Here is a 17,651-nt window from a genome sequence, read left to right on the forward strand (position 1 = left end):
CGCTGCGTCGTGTCTACCGCGATGCGATCAGGGCGGAGTCGCCGGGTGCCTTCTTCGCCGAGCTGACCGTCGACAGGGGGCGTTGGAAAGCGCATGCGCGCGCGGGTGGACCATTTCATGCCGGCCGCGCTGCTCGACTCGCAGTTTTGCGACCCTCGAGCCGCTCGAGGAGGACGAACGAGGGACGCGCGTCGAACCTGCGGGCATCGACCGCAGCGTGACGCTGATCGAGGTGGCGTTCGGGGAACCGACCGCCCGAGGCGTCAGTCCTTGCGGTAGCCGGAGCGGCCGAGCGAGAACAGTGCCGCGAAGCTGGCGACCAGGGCGCCGACGGACATCGCGCCGATGACCCAGAGGAGGACGTGCGAGAAGAAGGCTCCATCGAGCATGAGGGGTCTCCGTGATCTGCGAGAGGGCGGACGGTGTTCCCAGCCTATCGGGTGATCCGGTACCATTGATCGAGTACCTCGGCGAGGGATGGTTGCGCGCGTGCGCGAACGTCCGTTATCGACGCGGCGATGCGAGTCCCCGGTGGCTTTCCTCACGTGTCCATGTCGAGAACACGACAACACACAGACCACCGCGCGGCGCAATCGCTGCGTGCCCCGAAGGAGAACCTCATGTCTGAAGACACCAAGGTCCAGGCCGAGCTGCGCAACAGCTTCGGCAAGGGCTTCGCCCGCCGTCTGCGCGCCGCCGGCAAGATCCCGGCCGTCATCTACGGCCACGGCACCGAGCCCGTGCACGTCGCTCTGCCCGGCCACCAGGTCTCGCTCATCATCCGTCGCGCCAACGCGCTGCTCGAGCTCGACATCGAGGGCACGCCGCAGCTCGCCCTGGTCAAGGACGTCCAGAAGGACCCCGTGCACCAGATCATCGAGCACATCGACCTCCTGGTCGTGAAGAAGGGCGAGAAGGTCGCCATCGACGTGCCGATCGTCGTCACCGGCGAGTCGGCTCCCGGAACGATCGCCAACCTCGACGCGACCACGCTGTCGATCGAGGCCGAGGCCACGCACATCCCGCAGAACGTCGAGGTCTCGGTCGAGGGCCTCGAGGACGGCACGCACATCACCGCTGCCGACGTGAAGCTCCCGAAGGGCTCGACGCTGCTGACCGACGCCGAGGTGCTCGTCGTCGCCATCTCGATCCCGGCTCTCGAGGTCGAAGAGGACGAGGCGCCCGCCGAGGGCGAAGAGGCTGCCGCCGAGGAGCCCGCCGCGGAGTGATCTCCGGCTGAATCACCGAAAGAGGGGGCGCGATCCGATCGCGTCCCCTCTTTCGTACCCCGACCGGGCAGCCGTCGCGCGCCCGTGCGAGAGGATGAGGACATGACTTCCCCCTGGCTGGTGGTGGGGCTCGGCAACCCGGGTCCGCGCTACGAAGCGACCCGTCACAACATCGGTCAGATGGTGGTCGACGAGCTCGCCGCGCGCCGTAACGAGAGCTTCCGCGAGCACAAGGGCGGAGCGCGCGTCGTCGAGACCTGGCTCCGGCCCGGTGCCGACAAGATCGTGCTCGCCAAGCCGAACACCTTCATGAATGTGTCGGGCACGCCCGTGGCGGCCCTCGCACGCTTCTACTCGGTGCCGGCGGAGCAGATCGTCGTCGTGCACGATGAGCTCGACATCCCCTTCGACACCGTGAAGTTGAAGACCGGCGGGGGGCATGGTGGTCACAACGGCGTGCGCGACATCGCGCGGGCGATCACCACTCCCGAGTTCCCGCGTGTGCGGGTCGGGATCGGGCGCCCCGTCGGGCGCCAGGATCCGGCGGACTGGGTGCTCTCGCCGTTCGGTAAGGACGAGAAGCCGAACCTGCCGATCCTCGTCTCGGATGCCGCGGACGCGGTCGAGCTCCTCATCGGCGAGGGGCTCCTCGCCGCCCAGCAGAAGCACCACGCGCCGCGCTGAGGTGCAGGGCGCGGAGTCGTTCAGCGCAGGGTCGTGTAGCTCAGAGCGCGTCAGCTGTAGAGGCCGATGCCTCCGGCTGCGGCTCCGGCGCCGAGCGCGACTCCGGCGATGAGGAAGAAGATCGCGGGGGCCACGACGGCGACGATGAGTGCGCCGATTCCCTGGCCGCGACCGCGCTTGCGGGCGATGGCGATGATGCCGAGCACGATCGCGGCGATGCCGAGGATCGTGCCGGCCCAGAACGAGATCTCCGCCCACAGCACCTGGTCTCGGGCGGGGGAGAGGACGGCGAGCGACGAGAGGTCGTCACTGTTGAGGCGCACGATCGCTTCGGGCACGCGTCGGCCGACCTCGTACGAGGCGAACGCCGCCACGATCGGGGCGACGACGGCGGCGACGAGGGCGAAGACGAGGGACAGCGTACCGGTCAGCTTCGACGGCCGAGGCGCCGGGTCGGGAACGGTGTACGCGCCGCCGGGCGCCGCGTATCCGCCGACCGGCACCTGATAGGCCCCGGGAGGTGCGGTGTATTCGGGTGCGGTGTAGCCGGGCGCGAGAGGAACGGGCGGTACCGCTGACCCGTACGCCGCCGGAGCGTGCGCGGGCGGTGCCGGCGGTGCGGCCGGTGGTGCCGGGGGCACGGATCCGTAGGGCGGAGGCAGCTGGGGATCGGTCACGAGGTCATCCTAGGGTGAGGGGTCAGACCCGGCGGAGCAGGCCGACGCGGTCGTAGACCTGTGCGAGCGTCGCATCGGCCACGGCATCCGCGCGGCCGGCGTTGTCGGCCAGGATGCGGTCGAGCTCGGCCGGGTCGTCGAGGAGCTCGAGCGCGCGGGCGCGCACCGGCTCGAACTCCGAGACGACGACCTCCGCGAGGCCCTTCTTGAAGTCCCCGTAGCCGCGTCCAGCGTACTCGTCTTCGATCGACGCGACCTGGCGGCCGGAGAGGGCCGCATAGATCGTGAGCAGGTTCGAGACGCCGGGCTTGTTCTCGCGGTCGAAGCGCACGGAGCCCTCGTTGTCGGTCACCGCGCGCATGATCTTCTTCGCGGACTTGGCCGGGTCGTCGAGCATCCATAGCACGCCGGCATCGCTCTCAGCCGACTTCGACATCTTCGACGTCGGGTTCTGCAGGTCGTAGATGCGCGCGGTGTCCTTCTGGATCACCGGCATCGGCACCGTGAACGTTTCGCCGAAGCGCGAGTTGAAGCGCTCCGCGAGGTCGCGCGTGAGCTCGACGTGCTGCTTCTGATCGTCACCCACGGGTACCACATCGGTCTGGTACAGCAGGATGTCGGCGGCCATGAGCACCGGATACGTGAACAGCCCGACGCTCGTGGCGTCCTGACCGTAGCGCGCCGACTTGTCCTTGAACTGCGTCATGCGCCCGGCTTCGCCGAAGCCGGTGATCGTGCTGAGGATCCAGGCGAGCTCGGCGTGCGCGCGCACGTGCGACTGCACGTACAGGGTCGACAGCGACGGCTCGATGCCGGCGGCGATGTACTGCGCGGCGGTGCGGCGCGTCTTCTCGCGCAGCACCGCGGGGTCTTGAGCGACGGTGAGGGCATGCAGGTCGACGACCGAGAAGTAGGCGTCGTACGAGCTCTGCAGATCACGCCACTGGAGGAGCGCCCCGATGTAGTTGCCGATCTGGAGGGAGTCGGCGGAGGGCTGCATTCCGGAGTAGAGGCGAGGCTTGGTCACGCGTTCAATCCTATGGGGCGGCGGAAGTTCTGAGCGCCGGGTCAGTAGGTGTAGTCGACGACGACCGGGGCGTGGTCGCTCCAGCGCTGATCGTAGGCGGCCGCGCGGGCCACGTGGTAGCCGGTGGCGCGCTCGGCCAGCGCCGGCGTCGCGAGGTGGTAGTCGATGCGCCACCCGGAGTCGTTGTCGAACGCCTGTCCGCGCATCGACCACCAGGTGTAGGGCCCCTCGACTTCGCCGTGGAAGCGGCGGCCGACATCGACCCACCCGAGGCCGGTGCCGACCGTGCCGTCGACGCCCGTGACCTCGGTTCCTGCCGCGCCGAGGAAGCGGTCGAAGTACGCGCGTTCACGGGGGAGGAATCCGGCCTTCTTGCGGTTGCCGCGCCAGTTCTTGATGTCGAGCTCGCGGTGGCCGACGTTGAGGTCGCCCGTCACGAGGGCGAGGGCGTCCTCGGCTCCGAGCTCGCTCAGGCGCGGGCCGAAGGCGTCGAGGAACTTCCACTTCTCGTCCTGCTTGGGGGTGTCGGCCTCGCCCGAGTGCACGTAGGCGCTGACCACGGTGAGCGGACGGTCGCCGATCAGGAAGTCGGCCTCGATCCATCGGCCCTTCGAATCGAAGTCCTCGGCGCCGAAATCGGTGCGCGAGGCCCGGGCGGGAACGCGGCTGGCGATCGCGACGCCGGCGCGGCCCTTCGCGGTGGCCTCGTCGTGCACGAAGGACCACCCCGGCAGGGCGGCTTCGAGGTGCTCGTCCTGCCCGCGGACCTCCTGGAGGGTGAGGATGTCGACCTCGGCGGAGTCGAGCCATCCGCTCATCCCGTTCCGGGCGGCCGCCCGGATCCCGTTGACGTTGACCGAGGCGATACGCAGGTGAGGCATGTGATCCAGCCTACGGGCGGGGGCGGACATTGCCGGTCGTCACGCCGTCCGCCTCGGCATCCGCCCGCGCATCCGTCAGTCGCCGCTGCGCGGCCTTCAGCGTTCGCCGTGCGACCGGCCGCCGGTACCACGGCGCCGTGTCGACCGCTTCCTGCGCGCGCCGGACCTCGACCCGCGCGGCGAGGAGGAGCGCCTGCTCCTCGGCGCGCCGGGCGGCGGCCGCGTCCTCGTGCTCGAGCGGCTGATCCTTGTCCTCCGCAGCCACCGCGATCCAGGAGGCGGCCATGAGCACGACGATCGCCAGCCAGCGGCACCACAGCAGCAGACCGACGATCACGGTGAAGGAGGCGAGCAGGGGATTGCTCGGCACGTGCGAGAGCAGCAGGCCGGCGCCGAGCTGCAGCACGACCATCGCGCCCCCGCCGAGCATCGCGCCCGGCCAGATGAATCGCCAGTGCAGCTGGGTGCCGGTGAGGAAGCGCACGAGCATCGCCAGCGCCGTCGCGTCGAGCGCGAACGCGACGACGACCGACACGGTCTGCGCCCCGAACGAGAAGAACCAGGTGCTGGTGCTCCACGCGAAGAGCAGGAAGATCTGCTCGAGCGCCCAGACGCTCAGCGAGATGAGCACCGCGCCCACGAGCATCGCGCCGCCGAAGACGATCGCCGCGAAGAAGTCGCGAGCCTTGAGCAGCCAGTAGGCGCGGGCATCGAACGGCAGACCGAAGAGATCGCGCACGGCGCGACGGGTGAAGGTGACGGCGCTCACCGCTGTCCACAATGCCACGCCGACGGCGATCGCACCGGTGATCCCGAGGACCCCCGAGGCGTTCTGGGCGATCTCGGTCACGTTCTCGACCGTGAACACGCCGTCCGGGCCGATCAGGCCGGGGAGATACGTGTTCACGAGGCGCACGAGCGCCTCGATCGCGATACTGCTCGCCCCGAGCCAGAGGCCGGCGCCCGCGAACCCGACGTACAGGAGGGCGAAGAGGGCGAAGAGCACGTAGTAGCTCATGCCTGCCGACAGCAGGAAGCCGTTGCTGAACGCGAAGTTGCGCCAGACCCGCACCGGGAAGGCGGCGAGGGTGCGATCCTTCAGCTCCGTCACGCGCTCGAGGGGAGCCTCGAGTCGGGCGCGAAGGGGACGGGGAGCGGACATGCCCTCCACATTATCGACAAGGGAGAACAGGCCGAAACGCGAGAACAGGCGGTTCCGCGAGGGAACCGCCTGTTCTGAAAAGACTGCCTGCTGCGGGTCAGGGGCGACCGCGCAGGACCGCCTGCTTGACCTCGGCGATCGCCTTCGTGACCTCGATACCACGGGGGCAGGCCTCGGAGCAGTTGAAGGTCGTGCGGCAGCGCCAGACGCCTTCCTTGTCGTTGAGGATGTCGAGACGCACGGCGGCGTTGTCGTCGCGAGAGTCGAAGATGAAGCGGTGCGCGTTGACGATCGCGGCCGGGCCGAAGTACTGACCGTCGGTCCAGAAGACGGGGCACGACGAGGTGCACGCCGCGCACAGGATGCACTTGGTGGTGTCGTCGAAGATCTCGCGGTCGGCGATCGACTGCGTGCGCTCCTTGCCCTTCTCCGGGACCGAGCTCGCGACGAGGAACGGCTGCACCTCGCGGTAGGAGGCGAAGAACGGCTCCATGTCGACCACGAGGTCCTTCTCGAGGGGGAGACCCTTGATGGCTTCGACGTAGATCGGCTTCGAGATGTCGAGGTCCTTGATCAGCGTCTTGCAGGCGAGACGGTTGCGGCCGTTGATGCGCATGGCATCCGATCCGCAGATGCCGTGCGCGCAGGAGCGACGGAAGGTCAACGAGCCGTCGACCTCCCACTTGATCTTGTGCAGCGCGTCGAGCACGCGGTCGGTGGAGTAGAGCTCCACGTCGTAGTCGACCCAGTGCGGCTCGGAGTCGACCTCGGGGTCGAAGCGGCGGATGTTGAAGGTGACGATGAAGGACTGGATCCCGGTCTCTTCGGTCGTGTCTGCGGGGGCTTCGGCGATGGCGTTCGACATGCTCAGTACTTCCTCTCCATCGGCGGGTAGTTCAACTCGCCCTGCTCGTTCTTGGTGAAGACGACGGGCTTCCAGTCGAGCTTGATGTGGTCGCCCGGGTCGGACGAGTGCGCGTCTCCGGTGAGGTACGCCATCGTGTGCTGCATGTAGTTCTCGTCGTCGCGCTTCGGGAAGTCGTCGCGCATGTGACCGCCACGGCTCTCTTCGCGGTTCTGCGCGGCGTAGACGACGACCTCGGCGATGTCGAGCAGGAAGCCCAGTTCGACGGCCTCGAGGAGGTCGGTGTTGAAACGGTGGCCCTTGTCGTCGACGTGCACGTTCTTGTACCGCTCGCGCAGCTCGGCGATGACGCCCAGCACGTGCTGGAGCGACTCGTGCGTACGGAAGACCTGTGCGCCCTTGTCCATCTCGTCCTGCAGCGTCTTGCGCAGAACGGCGATGCGCTCGGTGCCCTGGTTGTTGCGCAGGCCCTCGAGCATGTCGGAGACGAAGGCCGCCGGGTTCTCGGGGAGCGGCACGAACTCGGCCGTCTTGACGTACTCGACCGCGTTGCGACCGGAGCGCTTGCCGAACACGTTGATGTCGAGCAGCGAGTTCGTGCCGAGGCGGTTGGCTCCGTGCACCGAGACGCATGCGCACTCGCCGGCCGCGTAGAGCCCCGGGACGATCGTGTCGTTGTCGGCGAGTACCTCGCCGTTGTTGTTCGTGGGGATGCCGCCCATCGCGTAGTGCGCGGTCGGCATCACGGGCACCGGCTCGACGACGGGGTCGACGCCCAGGTAGGTGCGCGCGAACTCGGTGATGTCGGGGAGCTTGGTCTCGAGGACCTCGGCACCCAGGTGCGTGCAGTCCAGCAGCACGTAGTCCTTGTGCGGACCGGCACCGCGGCCCTCCGCGACCTCCTGCACCATGCAGCGCGCGACGATGTCGCGGGGAGCGAGGTCCTTGATCGTCGGTGCGTAGCGCTCCATGAAGCGCTCGCCCGAGGCGTTGCGCAGGATCGCGCCCTCACCGCGGGCACCCTCGGTGAGCAGGATGCCGAGGCCGGCGAGGCCCGTCGGGTGGAACTGGAAGAACTCGAGGTCCTCGAGCGGGAGGCCCTTGCGCCAGACGATTCCGACGCCGTCGCCCGTGAGGGTGTGCGCGTTGGAGGTGGTCTTGAAGATCTTGCCGAATCCGCCGGTGGCGAAGATCACGGCCTTCGCCTGGAAGACGTGCAGCTCACCGGTGGAGAGGTCGTAGGCGACGACGCCGGAGACCTGCGTCTTGCCGTCGGCATCCTTCACCGTCAGCAGGTCGAGCACGTAGAACTCGTTGAAGAAGTTGATGCCGAGCTTCACGCAGTTCTGGAACAGCGTCTGCAGGATCATGTGGCCGGTACGGTCGGCCGCGTAGCAGGCGCGGCGCACCGGAGTCTTGCCGTGCTCGGCCGTGTGACCGCCGAAGCGGCGCTGGTCGATCTTGCCCTCGGGCGTGCGGTTGAAGGGGAGGCCCATGTTCTCGAGGTCGATGACCGCGTCGATGGCCTCCTTCGCGAGGATCTCCGCCGCGTCCTGGTCGACGAGGTAGTCGCCGCCCTTGACCGTGTCGAAGGTGTGCCACTCCCAGGAGTCCTCCTCGACGTTGGCGAGCGCTGCGGCCATGCCGCCCTGCGCCGCACCCGTGTGCGATCGAGTCGGATACAGCTTCGAGATCACCGCGGTCTTCGCACCGGGGCCCGCCTCGATCGCCGCGCGCATGCCGGCGCCGCCGGCGCCCACGATGACGATGTCGAACTGGTGGTAGTGCACGCCGTCACGGACGACGGAATCCTGCGTCTCGGTAGTCACTTCTCGTATGCCTTCTTCTTTAGTTGCCCAGCGACTGGCACGAATCCCACAGCGTGCTCGACTCGGTCACGCCCAAGCAGGGGTCGAACGTGAACACGACGAGCGTGCCGAGCAGGATCAGCAGTCCGGCGGCGAGGCCGAGTGCCCAGATGAGCGCCTTGCGGGCGGTGTTGTTCGTGACGTAGTCGTTCACGATCGTGCGCATGCCGTTCGCGCCGTGGATCAGCGCGAGCCACAGCATCAGCACGTCCCACCACTGCCAGAACGGGGTCGCGAACTTGCCGGCGATGAACGCGAAGTCCAGGGCGTGGATGCCCTCGCCGACCATGAGGTTGATGAAGAGGTGGCCGAAGATCAGCACGACGAGCACGAGGCCCGAGGCGCGCATGAAGATCCAGCCCCACTTCTCGAGGTTGAATCCGCGGCGGCGACGGGCCGGCGCTGCGATGGTCTGCGCGGACATCAGTGTCCACCTCCCGTGAATCCGGCGAACGCGAGCATGAGGTGTCGCGGCACGAAACCGGCCATGATGATGCCCCACACCAGCAGAACGCCCCAGAAGAGCTGGCGCTGGTACTTCGCGCCCTTCGACCAGAAGTCGACGGCGATGATGCGCAGTCCGTTCATGGCGTGGAACACGATGCCCGCGACCAGGACGACCTCGCCGATCGCCATGATCGGGTTCTTGTAGGTGCCGATGACGGCGTTGTACGCCTCCGGCGAGACCCTGATCAGCGCCGTGTCGAGCACGTGCACCAACAGGAAGAAGAAGATGGCGACTCCGGTGATGCGGTGAAGCACCCACGACCACATGCCTTCGCGACCCCGGTAGAGGGTGCCGCGGGGGGTCTTGGACGTGGTTTCCGAAATCGACGGTGTCAAGCGAGCGCTCGTGGACACGGTCGTCCTCCCTGGATCGATGTGCGTCGGTCGCATGCCGACAGGCACGCCCGATCGGGGTCCATCCTATTCCCGTCTCGGGTGGCGAGGCGACGAAGGGGAGCCTAAGTCCGGCGGGTCTTGAGGCGTTCTTGAGCGGCACCCCGAGTCTCCGATCGCCGCGGGATACCCTGGCGGGATGACGGACCCGATCGAAGACTTCTACGCCGTGATCCCCGCGGGCGGCATCGGCAGTCGGCTGTGGCCGCTGTCCCGAGCGGATGCACCGAAGTTCCTGCACGATCTCACCGGGTCGGGTCACTCGCTGCTGCGCGACACCTGGGACCGGCTCGTCCCCCTCGCGGGTCCCGATCGCATCGCCGTCGTCACCGGGCGCGCCCACCGCGCCGCCGTCGAGGAGCAGCTGCCGGGCATCGCCGATCTCAACGTCTTCCTCGAATCCGAGCCGCGCGAGTCCGCTGCCGCGATCGGCCTCGCCGCCGCCATCCTCCACCGCCGCGACCCCGACGTGATCATCGGCTCCTTCAGCGCCGACCACGTGATCCGCGGCACGCGCGTGTTCGAGTTCGCGGTGCGGGATGCCGTGGAGGTCGCCCGCGAGGGGTACATCTGCACCATCGGCATCTCTCCCACGGAGCCGGCCGTCGGATTCGGCTACATCAAGATGGGGCCCGAACTCGTGGTCGACGGGGCTCGCGAGGCCGCCCTCGTCGACACCTTCGTCGAGAAGCCTGATCTCGAGACGGCCAAGGAGTACCTCGCCGACCGTGGCTACCTCTGGAACGCGGGCATGTTCATCGCGAAGGCGAGCGTGCTGCTCGACGAGCTCGCGGCGAACGAGCCCGAGCTGCACGCCGGGCTCCAGGAGCTTGCCGAAGCCTGGGACGACCGCGAGACCCGAGGCCCCGCGGTCGATCGGATCTGGCCGCGTCTGAAGAAGATCGCGATCGATTACGCGGTGGCCGAGCCCGCCGCGCGCCGCGGGCGCCTCGCCGTGGTGCCGGGTCACTTCGACTGGGACGACGTGGGGGACTTCGCCTCTCTCACGAAGCTCATCACGAACGGGCGCAAGAACGACCTGGCCGTCCTCGGTCCGAACGCCCGCGTGCTCTCGGATGCCGCGAGCGGAATCCTCGTGAGCCAGACTTCGCGGGTCATCAGCCTGGTGGGCGTGCAGGACATCGTGGTGGTCGACACGCCCGATGCACTGCTGGTCACGACGGTCGAGCACGCGCAACGGGTGAAGGGCGTCGTGGAGTCGCTCAAACTCACGGGACGAGGCGATGTGCTCTGATGAGCACGGGGCGGTGCTCATCGGCGCTCCAGGTTTCGAGTTTGTAAAGATTCACCGGAGCGAGGGGCGCCGGTATACGCAATCGTTGAAACAGTAGGTAACTTTGATCGATCCGCGAGGGACGCGGTTCCGTTCAGGGAGGCACTGAGTTGACCATCTCCACCACCAAGAAGCTTCTCGGCGCGACCGTCGCCGCGAGCGTCATCTTCGCTCTCGCCGGTTGTGGCCAGGCACCGGCCGAATCGGGCGGCGACGCGGGCGGCGACACCCCCGACTTCCTGCCCTGCATCGTCTCCGACATGGGCGGCTTCGACGACAAGTCGTTCAACCAGCTCTCGTTCGAGGGCGCGACGAAGGCCGCCGATGAGCTCGGCGTCAAGCTGAAGGACGTCCAGTCCAACGCCGAGACCGAGTACGGCCCCAACATCACCAACCTCGTCGACGAGGGCTGCAACGCGATCGTCGCCGTGGGCTTCGCCCTCTCGGCCGCCACGGTCGAGGCCGCCACCGCCAACGAGGACGTCGACTTCATCCTCGTCGACGACGCCGCCGACAACGACTTCGACGGAACCAAGGATGCGGACAACATCAAGCCGCTCCTCTACGACACCGCTCAGGCCGCCTTCCTCGCGGGCTACCTGTCGGCCGGCTACTCGAAGACCGGCAAGGTCGGCACCTTCGGTGGCATGGAGTTCCCGACCGTCACCATCTTCATGGACGGCTTCAAGCAGGGCGTCGACCACTACAACGAGGTCAAGGGCACCGATGTCCAGGTCGTCGGTTGGGACGGCACGACCGGTTCGTTCACGGGCGGCTTCGAGGCCAACCAGGACGCCAAGCAGGTCGCGGTCAACGTTCTCGACCAGGACGTCGACGTCATCTTCCCCGTCGGCGGCCCGATCTACCAGTCGGCGCAGCAGGCCATCAAGGAGTCCGGTAAGGACGTCGCTCTGATCGGCGCCGACGCCGACCTGTTCGAGACCGACCCGAGCACGGCGGACGTCGTCCTCACCTCGGTCCTCAAGGCCATGGACCTCTCGACCTACGAGGCCGTCCTCGCCAGCGGCAAGGGCGAGTTCGACCCGGAGACCTACATCGGCACGCTGGAGAACGAGGGCGTCGGCATCGCCGACCTCCACAACTTCTCCGACAAGGTCGACTCCGGCCTGCAGGACGAGGTCACCCAGCTGCAGCAGGACATCATCGACGGCACCGTCACCGTCAACTCGTACCTGAGCGAGTGAATCACTGAGAACGGGGAGGCCGACGCTCGTCGGCCTCCCCGTTCCGTCCTGTCGGGAGGCATTCCCGACGCTCCGGTCTGCTGAATAGGATCGAATACATGAAGCTTGAACTGCGCGGCATCACGAAGAGATTCGGGGCGCTGACAGCCAACGACCACATCGATCTCACCGTCGAAGAGGGCGAGATCCACTGTCTTCTCGGTGAGAACGGCGCCGGGAAGTCGACGCTGATGAACGTTCTCTACGGCCTCTACCAGGCCGACGAGGGCGACATCCTGCTGGACGACGTCGTCCAGCACTTCGACGGACCCGGCGACGCCATGGCGGCCGGCATCGGGATGGTGCACCAGCACTTCATGCTGATCCCCGTCTTCACCGTCGCCGAGAACGTCATGCTCGGCCACGAGCAGACCCGATTCGGAGGTCGTCTCGACCTCGCGGCCGCTCGCGCGAAGGTGCGCGAGATCTCGGACCGCTTCGGATTCGCCGTCGACCCCGACGCGCTCGTCGAGGACCTCCCCGTCGGCGTGCAGCAGCGCGTCGAGATCATCAAGGCGCTCTCGCGCGAGGCGAAGGTGCTCGTGTTCGACGAGCCGACCGCCGTGCTCACGCCGCAGGAGACCGACGAGCTGATGGCCACGATGCGCCAGCTCAAGTCGCAGGGCACCTCGATCGTCTTCATCACCCACAAGCTCCGCGAGGTCCGCGAGGTCGCCGATCGCATCACCGTGATCCGCCTCGGCAAGGTCGTCGGCGAAGCATCGCCCACGGCTTCGAACGAGGAGCTCGCGTCGCTCATGGTCGGCCGCGCGGTCGAGCTCACCGTCCACAAGGACGCCCCGACGCTGCGCGACAACGGCCTGAGCGTCCAGGGCCTCACCGTCACCGACCGCTCCGGCATCGTCCTCGTCGACGACGCGAGCTTCGAGGTGCACGGGGGAGAGGTCCTCGCGATCGCCGGTGTGCAGGGCAACGGCCAGACAGAGCTCACCGAGGCGATCCTCGGCCTGCAGGATCACGTGCGCGGCAGCATCCGTCTCGACGGCGAGGAGCTCGTCGGACGCAGCGTGCGGCAGATCCTCGACGCGGGTGTGGGCTTCGTGCCCGAGGACCGCAGCGTCGACGGCCTCGTCAAGGAGTTCTCGATCTCGGAGAACCTCATGCTCGACCGGTCGTTCGGCGGGGAGTTCGTCTCCGCCGGAACGGTGCGCCGTGGTGCTCTCGACGAGTTCGCCCGCGCCAAGATCGCCGAGTTCGACATCCGTACGCAGGGACCGGCGCAGGCCGCCGGCCGCCTGTCGGGCGGCAACCAGCAGAAGGTCGTCCTCGCCCGCGAACTCAGCCGCGACCTCGCGCTGTTCGTCGCCGCGCAGCCGACCCGCGGAGTCGACGTCGGGTCGATCGAGTTCATCCACAAGCGCATCATCGACACGCGCGATGCCGGTGTTCCGGTGATCGTGATCTCGACCGAGCTCGACGAGGTCGCCGCCCTCGCCGACCGGATCCTCGTGATGTACCGCGGCCGCGTCGTCGGCATCGTGCCCGGCAACACCCCCCGCGATCAGCTCGGTCTGATGATGGCGGGCATGAACGGAGAGAACGCATGAGCGTCGCAGAGACCAAGGGACCGCTCGCCGAGCCGGAGACCGTCGTGGCCCCCTCGCGCTGGCGTGTGGCGTTCCAGCAGATCATCTCGGGCAACGCGATCATCTCGGTGCTCGCCGTCCTGATCGCGGTCGTCGTCGGCTCGATCATGATCGCGGCCACCAACGAAGAGGTGCAGGAGGCGGCGGGGTACTTCTTCGCCCGTCCCGGTGACATGATCGCCGCCGTCTGGCAGGCCGTCAGCGGTGCGTACGCCGCGCTGTTCCGCGGAGCGATCTACAACTTCAACGCCGACGACTTCGCCACCGGCATCCGCCCGCTCACCGAGACGCTCAAGTTCGCGACGCCGCTGATCGCGGCCGGACTCGGTGTCGGTCTGGCGTTCCGCGCCGGTCTGTTCAACATCGGTGGCCAGGGACAGATGCTGATGGCGGCCGCGGCCGGCGGATACGTCGCGACGCAGATCGACATGCCGTTCCCGCTGCACCTGATCGCCGCCGTCATCGCGGGTATGGTCGCCGCGGCCCTGTGGGCCGGTATCGCCGGATTCCTCAAGGCACGCACCGGCGCGCACGAGGTGATCACGACGATCATGCTCAACCACATCGCCTTCTACCTCCTGGCGTGGATGCTGGCGACGCAGGGCATCCTGCAGGCGCCGGGTTCGAGCAACCCGAAGACGGCTCCGATGCCCGACTCCGCGGTGCTCCCGTCGCTGCTGGGCGATTCCTACAAGCTGCACTGGGGCTTCGTCGTGGCACTCGCCGCCGTCGCCTTCACCTGGTGGCTGCTGGAGCGCTCGTCGCTCGGCTTCCGCTTCCGTGCCGTCGGCGAGAACCCGGCGGCCGCGCGCGTCGCCGGCATCAACGTCGGAAAGATGTACTTCGTCGTGATGCTGATCGCCGGAGCCCTCATCGGCATCGCGGGCATCAGCCAGATCCTCGGCACCGAGACCAGCGGCTTCGGCGGTTCGATCGACGCCGGTATCGGCTTCGACGCCATCACGGTCGCCCTGCTCGGGCGCTCGTCGCCGATCGGCATCCTCGGCGCCGGACTCCTCTTCGGCGCGTTCAAGACCGGTGGCTTCACGATGCAGTCCTCGCAGGGCATCCCGATCGAGATCGTGCTCGTCGTGCAGTCGCTGATCGTGCTCTTCATCGCCGCGCCCCCGCTGGTGCGTGCGATGTTCGGTCTCCCGCAGCCCGGGCGTCCCTCACGCAAGAAGACCCGAGCGGCCAAGAAGTCGCAGAAGCAGGAGGTGTCGGCATGAGCGCCGTCACGAATGCCGCCGTCGCGATCGAGGAGCCGCGCGCCGTCGCCGTCGCCTCGTGGAAGGCGCCGATCATCTTCGGGATCTTCACGGTCCTGTTCGCCCTGCTGCCCTTGCTGGCGCCGCGCGAGGGAGAGACGACCTTCCGTCTGGCCTCGGCCGATGCGTTCTTCGCGATCCCGGATGTGGTCCTGCCCGCGAACGCGACCGCGTGGATCGCCGTCGTCGTGCTCGCCGCCGTCACCGTGTTCGCGTTCGTGCGGGCATCGGCTCGCCGCAGCATCCCGCTGTGGCTGGTGATCGTCTACGTCGCGGCGCTCCTGCTGGGCTTCCTCGCCTGGGCCGCGGCCGGTGAGACGCTGCGCATGATCAGCCTGCTCGGGGGAGCGCTGGCCCTGGCCACGCCCCTGATCTTCGGCGCCCTGGGTGGCGTGATCGGTGAGCGCGCCGGTGTCGTGAACATCGCGATCGAGGCGCAGCTGCTGGCCGGTGCCTTCTCGGCCGCGATCGCCTCGTCGATCACGGGGTCGCCGTGGGCGGGTCTGGTCGCTGCGATGGGGGCGGGCATGCTCGTCTCGCTCGTGCTCGGCGTCTTCACGATCACGTACTACGTCGACCAGGTCATCGTCGGTGTCGTGCTGAACGTGCTGGTGATCGGTCTGACGACCTTCCTCTTCCGCGTGGTGCTCGCCCCGAACACCGAGACCCTCAACAGCCCGGCCACGTTCGACACCGTGTCGATCCCCGTGCTGAGCGAGATCCCGGTCATCGGCCCGATCCTGTTCCGCCAGTCGTTCATCGTCTACCTGATGTTCTTCGTGGTCGCGCTGGTCTGGTTCGGTCTGTACCGCACCCGCTGGGGTCTGCGTCTGCGCGCGGTCGGCGAGCACCCGCAGGCCGCTGACACGGTCGGCATCAAGGTGCTGGCGACCCGCTACCGGGCGATCCTGCTCGCGGGTGCCGTGGCCGGAATGGGCGGTGCGTTCTACACGCTCGTCTCGGTGCCGCGCTTCAACCAGGAGATGACGGCGGGCGCGGGATTCATCGCTCTCGCCGCGGTGATCTTCGGTAAGTGGGACCCGATCAAGGCCACCCTCGCGGCGCTGCTGTTCGGCTTCGCCACCAACCTGCAGGGCGTGCTCAGCGTCATCGGATCCCCGGTGCCGAGCCAGTTCATGCTCATGCTGCCGTACGTCGTGACGATCTTCGCGGTCGCCGGCCTCGTCGGGAAGTCGCGGGCCCCCGCGGCCGACGGCGAACCGTACATCAAGTCCTAGGAGAGACATGACAGACATCGACTGGGACGAGCTGCGTCAGGTCGCCACGTCCGCCATGGAGAAGGCCTACGCCCCGTATTCTCGCTACCGCGTGGGGGCTGCGGCCCTGGTGGGCGACGGTCGCATCGTCGCCGGCTGCAACGTCGAGAACGCCTCCTACGGCGTCACGCTGTGCGCCGAGTGCGCTCTCGTCGGCGATCTGCACATGTCGGGCGGCGGCCAGCTCGTCGCCTTCGTGTGCGTGAACAACGACGGGCAGACGATCATGCCGTGCGGACGCTGCCGTCAGCTGCTGTTCGAGCACGCGATGCCCGGGATGCTGCTCGAGACCGTCTCCGGCATCCGCACGATCGACGAAGTACTGCCGGATGCGTTCGGCCCCCGCGACCTGGAGGACGCACGATGATCACGGTAGAGCCCTACGACGCGGTCGACGTGATCCGCGCGAAGCGCGATGGCGGAGCCGTTCCGGAGCCCGCCCTGCGGTGGATGGTCGACGCGTACACGCGCGGCTACGTCTCGGACGCGCAGATGGCGTCGTTCGCGATGGCGATCTTCCAGCGCGGCATGGAGCGCGATGAGATCCGGGTGCTCACCGACGCGATGATCGCGTCGGGGGAGCGGATGAGCTTCGCCTCTCTGGGCAAGAAGACGGTCGACAAGCACTCCACGGGTGGCGTGGGCGACAAGATCACGCTGCCGCTCGCTCCGCTGGTCGCGGCGTTCGGGGTGGCGGTGCCGCAGCTCAGCGGCCGCGGCCTCGGCCACACGGGCGGCACGCTCGACAAGCTCGAGTCGATCCCCGGCTGGCGCGCGGCGCTCAGCAACGAGGAGATGTTCGCCCAGATGCAGGGCGACGTGGGTGCGGTGATCTGCGCGGCGGGTTCCGGTCTCGCCCCCGCCGACAAGAAGCTCTACGCGCTGCGCGACGTGACCGGCACGGTCGAGGCGATCCCGCTGATCGCGTCGAGCATCATGTCGAAGAAGATCGCGGAGGGCACGGACGCCCTCGTGCTCGACGTCAAGTTCGGGTCGGGCGCCTTCATGCAGGACATCGATCGTGCGCGCGAACTCGCGCGCACGATGGTCGCGCTCGGCACCGATTCGGGCGTCGCGACGACGGCTCTGCTCACCGACATGAACGTGCCCCTCGGCTTCGCGATCGGCAATGCCAACGAGGTGCGCGAGTCGGTCGAGATCCTGGCCGGCGCAGGTCCCGCCGACGTCCGCGAGCTCACGATCGCGCTGGCCCGCGAGATGCTCGCGCTGGCCGGTCAGCCGGATGCCGATGTGGAGGCGGCTCTCGACGACGGGCGCGCGATGGATCAGTGGAAGGCGATGATCCGCGCGCAGGACGGCGACCCGGATGCCGCGCTTCCGGTCGCCCGCGAGACCCACGTCGTCACGGCGCCCGCCGACGGCGTCGTCAGCCGCATGGACGCCCTGCCGTTCGGCATCGCGGCCTGGCGTCTCGGCGCCGGCCGTGCGCGCGCCGAGGACCCCGTGATCTTCGAGGCGGGGATCGACCTGCACGCGAAGCCGGGCGACCGCGTCGTCGCCGGACAGCCGCTGTTCACGCTCTCGGCGGCCGACGAGGCGCGCTTCCCGCGCGCGATCGAGGCGCTCGAGGGAGCGTGGGAGATCGGAGCGGATGCGCCCGCGCGCGGACCGATCGTGCGCGAACGCATCACGGCCTGACCTCCGGCC

Annotated in this window: 18 protein-coding genes; 9 read left to right on the forward strand and 9 right to left on the reverse strand. The window is 68.1% G+C overall.

Annotated features, from left to right (window positions below; translation table 11 throughout):
- Nucleotides 1-263: 263 nt before the first annotated feature.
- The gene (locus ACIQTT_RS16060) at nt 264-389 is read right to left on the reverse strand and encodes a hypothetical protein (RefSeq protein WP_402792291.1); all 126 of its coding nucleotides are present in this window, start codon (nt 387-389) and stop codon (nt 264-266) included.
- Between the two features lie 231 nt (nt 390-620).
- Between ACIQTT_RS16060 and ACIQTT_RS16065 the strand changes: the two genes are divergently transcribed.
- The gene (locus ACIQTT_RS16065) at nt 621-1,229 is read left to right on the forward strand and encodes a 50S ribosomal protein L25/general stress protein Ctc (protein ID WP_247624845.1); all 609 of its coding nucleotides are present in this window, start codon (nt 621-623) and stop codon (nt 1,227-1,229) included.
- 102 nt (nt 1,230-1,331) lie between these two features.
- On the forward strand, nt 1,332-1,913 hold the full coding sequence (pth, locus tag ACIQTT_RS16070; protein WP_402792294.1) for an aminoacyl-tRNA hydrolase: 582 nt from the start codon (nt 1,332-1,334) through the stop codon (nt 1,911-1,913).
- 50 nt (nt 1,914-1,963) lie between these two features.
- Here the strand turns inward: pth and ACIQTT_RS16075 are convergent, their stop codons facing one another.
- The 8 genes from ACIQTT_RS16075 to sdhC form a co-directional block, all read right to left on the reverse strand.
- Entirely contained in the window at nt 1,964-2,590 is a 627-nt protein-coding gene (locus ACIQTT_RS16075) for a hypothetical protein (RefSeq protein WP_402792297.1), read from the reverse strand.
- Nucleotides 2,591-2,612: 22 nt separating this feature from the next.
- Nucleotides 2,613-3,617, reverse strand: coding sequence for a tryptophan--tRNA ligase (gene trpS / locus ACIQTT_RS16080; RefSeq protein ID WP_402792300.1), 1,005 nt, complete (start codon nt 3,615-3,617; stop codon nt 2,613-2,615).
- Between the two features lie 41 nt (nt 3,618-3,658).
- A complete protein-coding gene (locus ACIQTT_RS16085) occupies nt 3,659-4,498 on the reverse strand; it encodes an exodeoxyribonuclease III (RefSeq protein ID WP_402792302.1) in 840 nt (279 codons plus the stop codon).
- Between the two features lie 10 nt (nt 4,499-4,508).
- Complete coding sequence (locus tag ACIQTT_RS16090; RefSeq protein WP_402792305.1) at nt 4,509-5,660, reverse strand: YihY/virulence factor BrkB family protein; 1,152 nt, start codon at nt 5,658-5,660, stop codon at nt 4,509-4,511.
- A gap of 97 nt (nt 5,661-5,757) precedes the next feature.
- A complete protein-coding gene (locus ACIQTT_RS16095) occupies nt 5,758-6,525 on the reverse strand; it encodes a succinate dehydrogenase iron-sulfur subunit (RefSeq protein WP_247624840.1) in 768 nt (255 codons plus the stop codon).
- Nucleotides 6,526-6,527: 2 nt separating this feature from the next.
- The gene (gene sdhA, locus ACIQTT_RS16100; protein ID WP_336641940.1) at nt 6,528-8,354 is read right to left on the reverse strand and encodes a succinate dehydrogenase flavoprotein subunit; all 1,827 of its coding nucleotides are present in this window, start codon (nt 8,352-8,354) and stop codon (nt 6,528-6,530) included.
- Nucleotides 8,355-8,373: 19 nt separating this feature from the next.
- Entirely contained in the window at nt 8,374-8,817 is a 444-nt protein-coding gene (locus tag ACIQTT_RS16105) for a succinate dehydrogenase hydrophobic membrane anchor subunit (RefSeq protein WP_402792310.1), read from the reverse strand.
- Nucleotides 8,817-9,254 (reverse strand): succinate dehydrogenase, cytochrome b556 subunit, encoded by a 438-nt coding sequence (gene sdhC / locus ACIQTT_RS16110; protein WP_247624837.1) that lies wholly within the window; start codon nt 9,252-9,254, stop codon nt 8,817-8,819. The genes ACIQTT_RS16105 and sdhC overlap by 1 nt, the downstream gene beginning before the upstream one ends.
- A gap of 178 nt (nt 9,255-9,432) precedes the next feature.
- On the opposite strand from sdhC, the gene ACIQTT_RS16115 reads away from it, so the two are divergent.
- The 7 genes from ACIQTT_RS16115 to ACIQTT_RS16145 all read left to right on the forward strand — a co-directional run bounded on the left by ACIQTT_RS16115 (nt 9,433) and on the right by ACIQTT_RS16145 (nt 17,642).
- On the forward strand, nt 9,433-10,548 hold the full coding sequence (locus ACIQTT_RS16115; RefSeq protein WP_402792313.1) for a mannose-1-phosphate guanylyltransferase: 1,116 nt from the start codon (nt 9,433-9,435) through the stop codon (nt 10,546-10,548).
- Between the two features lie 149 nt (nt 10,549-10,697).
- Nucleotides 10,698-11,792, forward strand: a complete 1,095-nt coding sequence (locus ACIQTT_RS16120; RefSeq protein ID WP_402792316.1) for a BMP family protein — start codon at nt 10,698-10,700, stop codon at nt 11,790-11,792.
- 98 nt (nt 11,793-11,890) lie between these two features.
- Complete coding sequence (locus tag ACIQTT_RS16125; RefSeq protein WP_402792318.1) at nt 11,891-13,399, forward strand: ABC transporter ATP-binding protein; 1,509 nt, start codon at nt 11,891-11,893, stop codon at nt 13,397-13,399.
- Nucleotides 13,396-14,667 carry an ABC transporter permease gene (locus ACIQTT_RS16130; protein ID WP_402792321.1) on the forward strand — a complete coding sequence of 424 codons (1,272 nt, stop codon included), beginning with the start codon at nt 13,396-13,398 and terminating at the stop codon, nt 14,665-14,667. The genes ACIQTT_RS16125 and ACIQTT_RS16130 overlap by 4 nt, the downstream gene beginning before the upstream one ends.
- Complete coding sequence (locus ACIQTT_RS16135) at nt 14,664-15,944, forward strand: ABC transporter permease (protein ID WP_402792324.1); 1,281 nt, start codon at nt 14,664-14,666, stop codon at nt 15,942-15,944. Before ACIQTT_RS16130 ends, ACIQTT_RS16135 begins: the two co-directional genes overlap by 4 nt.
- Nucleotides 15,945-15,951: 7 nt before the next feature.
- Entirely contained in the window at nt 15,952-16,350 is a 399-nt protein-coding gene (locus ACIQTT_RS16140; RefSeq protein ID WP_247624831.1) for a cytidine deaminase, read from the forward strand.
- The gene (locus tag ACIQTT_RS16145; RefSeq protein ID WP_402792327.1) at nt 16,347-17,642 is read left to right on the forward strand and encodes a thymidine phosphorylase; all 1,296 of its coding nucleotides are present in this window, start codon (nt 16,347-16,349) and stop codon (nt 17,640-17,642) included. The genes ACIQTT_RS16140 and ACIQTT_RS16145 overlap by 4 nt, the downstream gene beginning before the upstream one ends.
- The last annotated feature ends 9 nt before the right edge of the window (nt 17,643-17,651 follow it).

Origin of the sequence: Microbacterium sp. NPDC090225, assembly GCF_044772365.1 — a bacterium.
Lineage (GTDB): Bacteria > Actinomycetota > Actinomycetes > Actinomycetales > Microbacteriaceae > Microbacterium.

Bases quoted from the DNA above. Each gene is read 5' to 3' on its own strand.
- ACIQTT_RS16060 (WP_402792291.1), bottom strand. From the start codon at position 389: ATGCTCGATGGAGCCTTCTTCTCGCACGTCCTCCTCTGGGTCATCGGC.
- ACIQTT_RS16065 (WP_247624845.1), top strand. From the start codon at position 621: ATGTCTGAAGACACCAAGGTCCAGGCCGAGCTGCGCAACAGCTTCGGC.
- pth (WP_402792294.1), top strand. From the start codon at position 1,332: ATGACTTCCCCCTGGCTGGTGGTGGGGCTCGGCAACCCGGGTCCGCGC.
- ACIQTT_RS16085 (WP_402792302.1), bottom strand. From the start codon at position 4,498: ATGCCTCACCTGCGTATCGCCTCGGTCAACGTCAACGGGATCCGGGCG.
- ACIQTT_RS16090 (WP_402792305.1), bottom strand. From the start codon at position 5,660: ATGTCCGCTCCCCGTCCCCTTCGCGCCCGACTCGAGGCTCCCCTCGAG.
- ACIQTT_RS16095 (WP_247624840.1), bottom strand. From the start codon at position 6,525: ATGTCGAACGCCATCGCCGAAGCCCCCGCAGACACGACCGAAGAGACC.
- ACIQTT_RS16105 (WP_402792310.1), bottom strand. From the start codon at position 8,817: ATGTCCGCGCAGACCATCGCAGCGCCGGCCCGTCGCCGCCGCGGATTC.
- ACIQTT_RS16115 (WP_402792313.1), top strand. From the start codon at position 9,433: ATGACGGACCCGATCGAAGACTTCTACGCCGTGATCCCCGCGGGCGGC.
- ACIQTT_RS16125 (WP_402792318.1), top strand. From the start codon at position 11,891: ATGAAGCTTGAACTGCGCGGCATCACGAAGAGATTCGGGGCGCTGACA.
- ACIQTT_RS16130 (WP_402792321.1), top strand. From the start codon at position 13,396: ATGAGCGTCGCAGAGACCAAGGGACCGCTCGCCGAGCCGGAGACCGTC.
- ACIQTT_RS16135 (WP_402792324.1), top strand. From the start codon at position 14,664: ATGAGCGCCGTCACGAATGCCGCCGTCGCGATCGAGGAGCCGCGCGCC.
- ACIQTT_RS16140 (WP_247624831.1), top strand. From the start codon at position 15,952: ATGACAGACATCGACTGGGACGAGCTGCGTCAGGTCGCCACGTCCGCC.
- ACIQTT_RS16145 (WP_402792327.1), top strand. From the start codon at position 16,347: ATGATCACGGTAGAGCCCTACGACGCGGTCGACGTGATCCGCGCGAAG.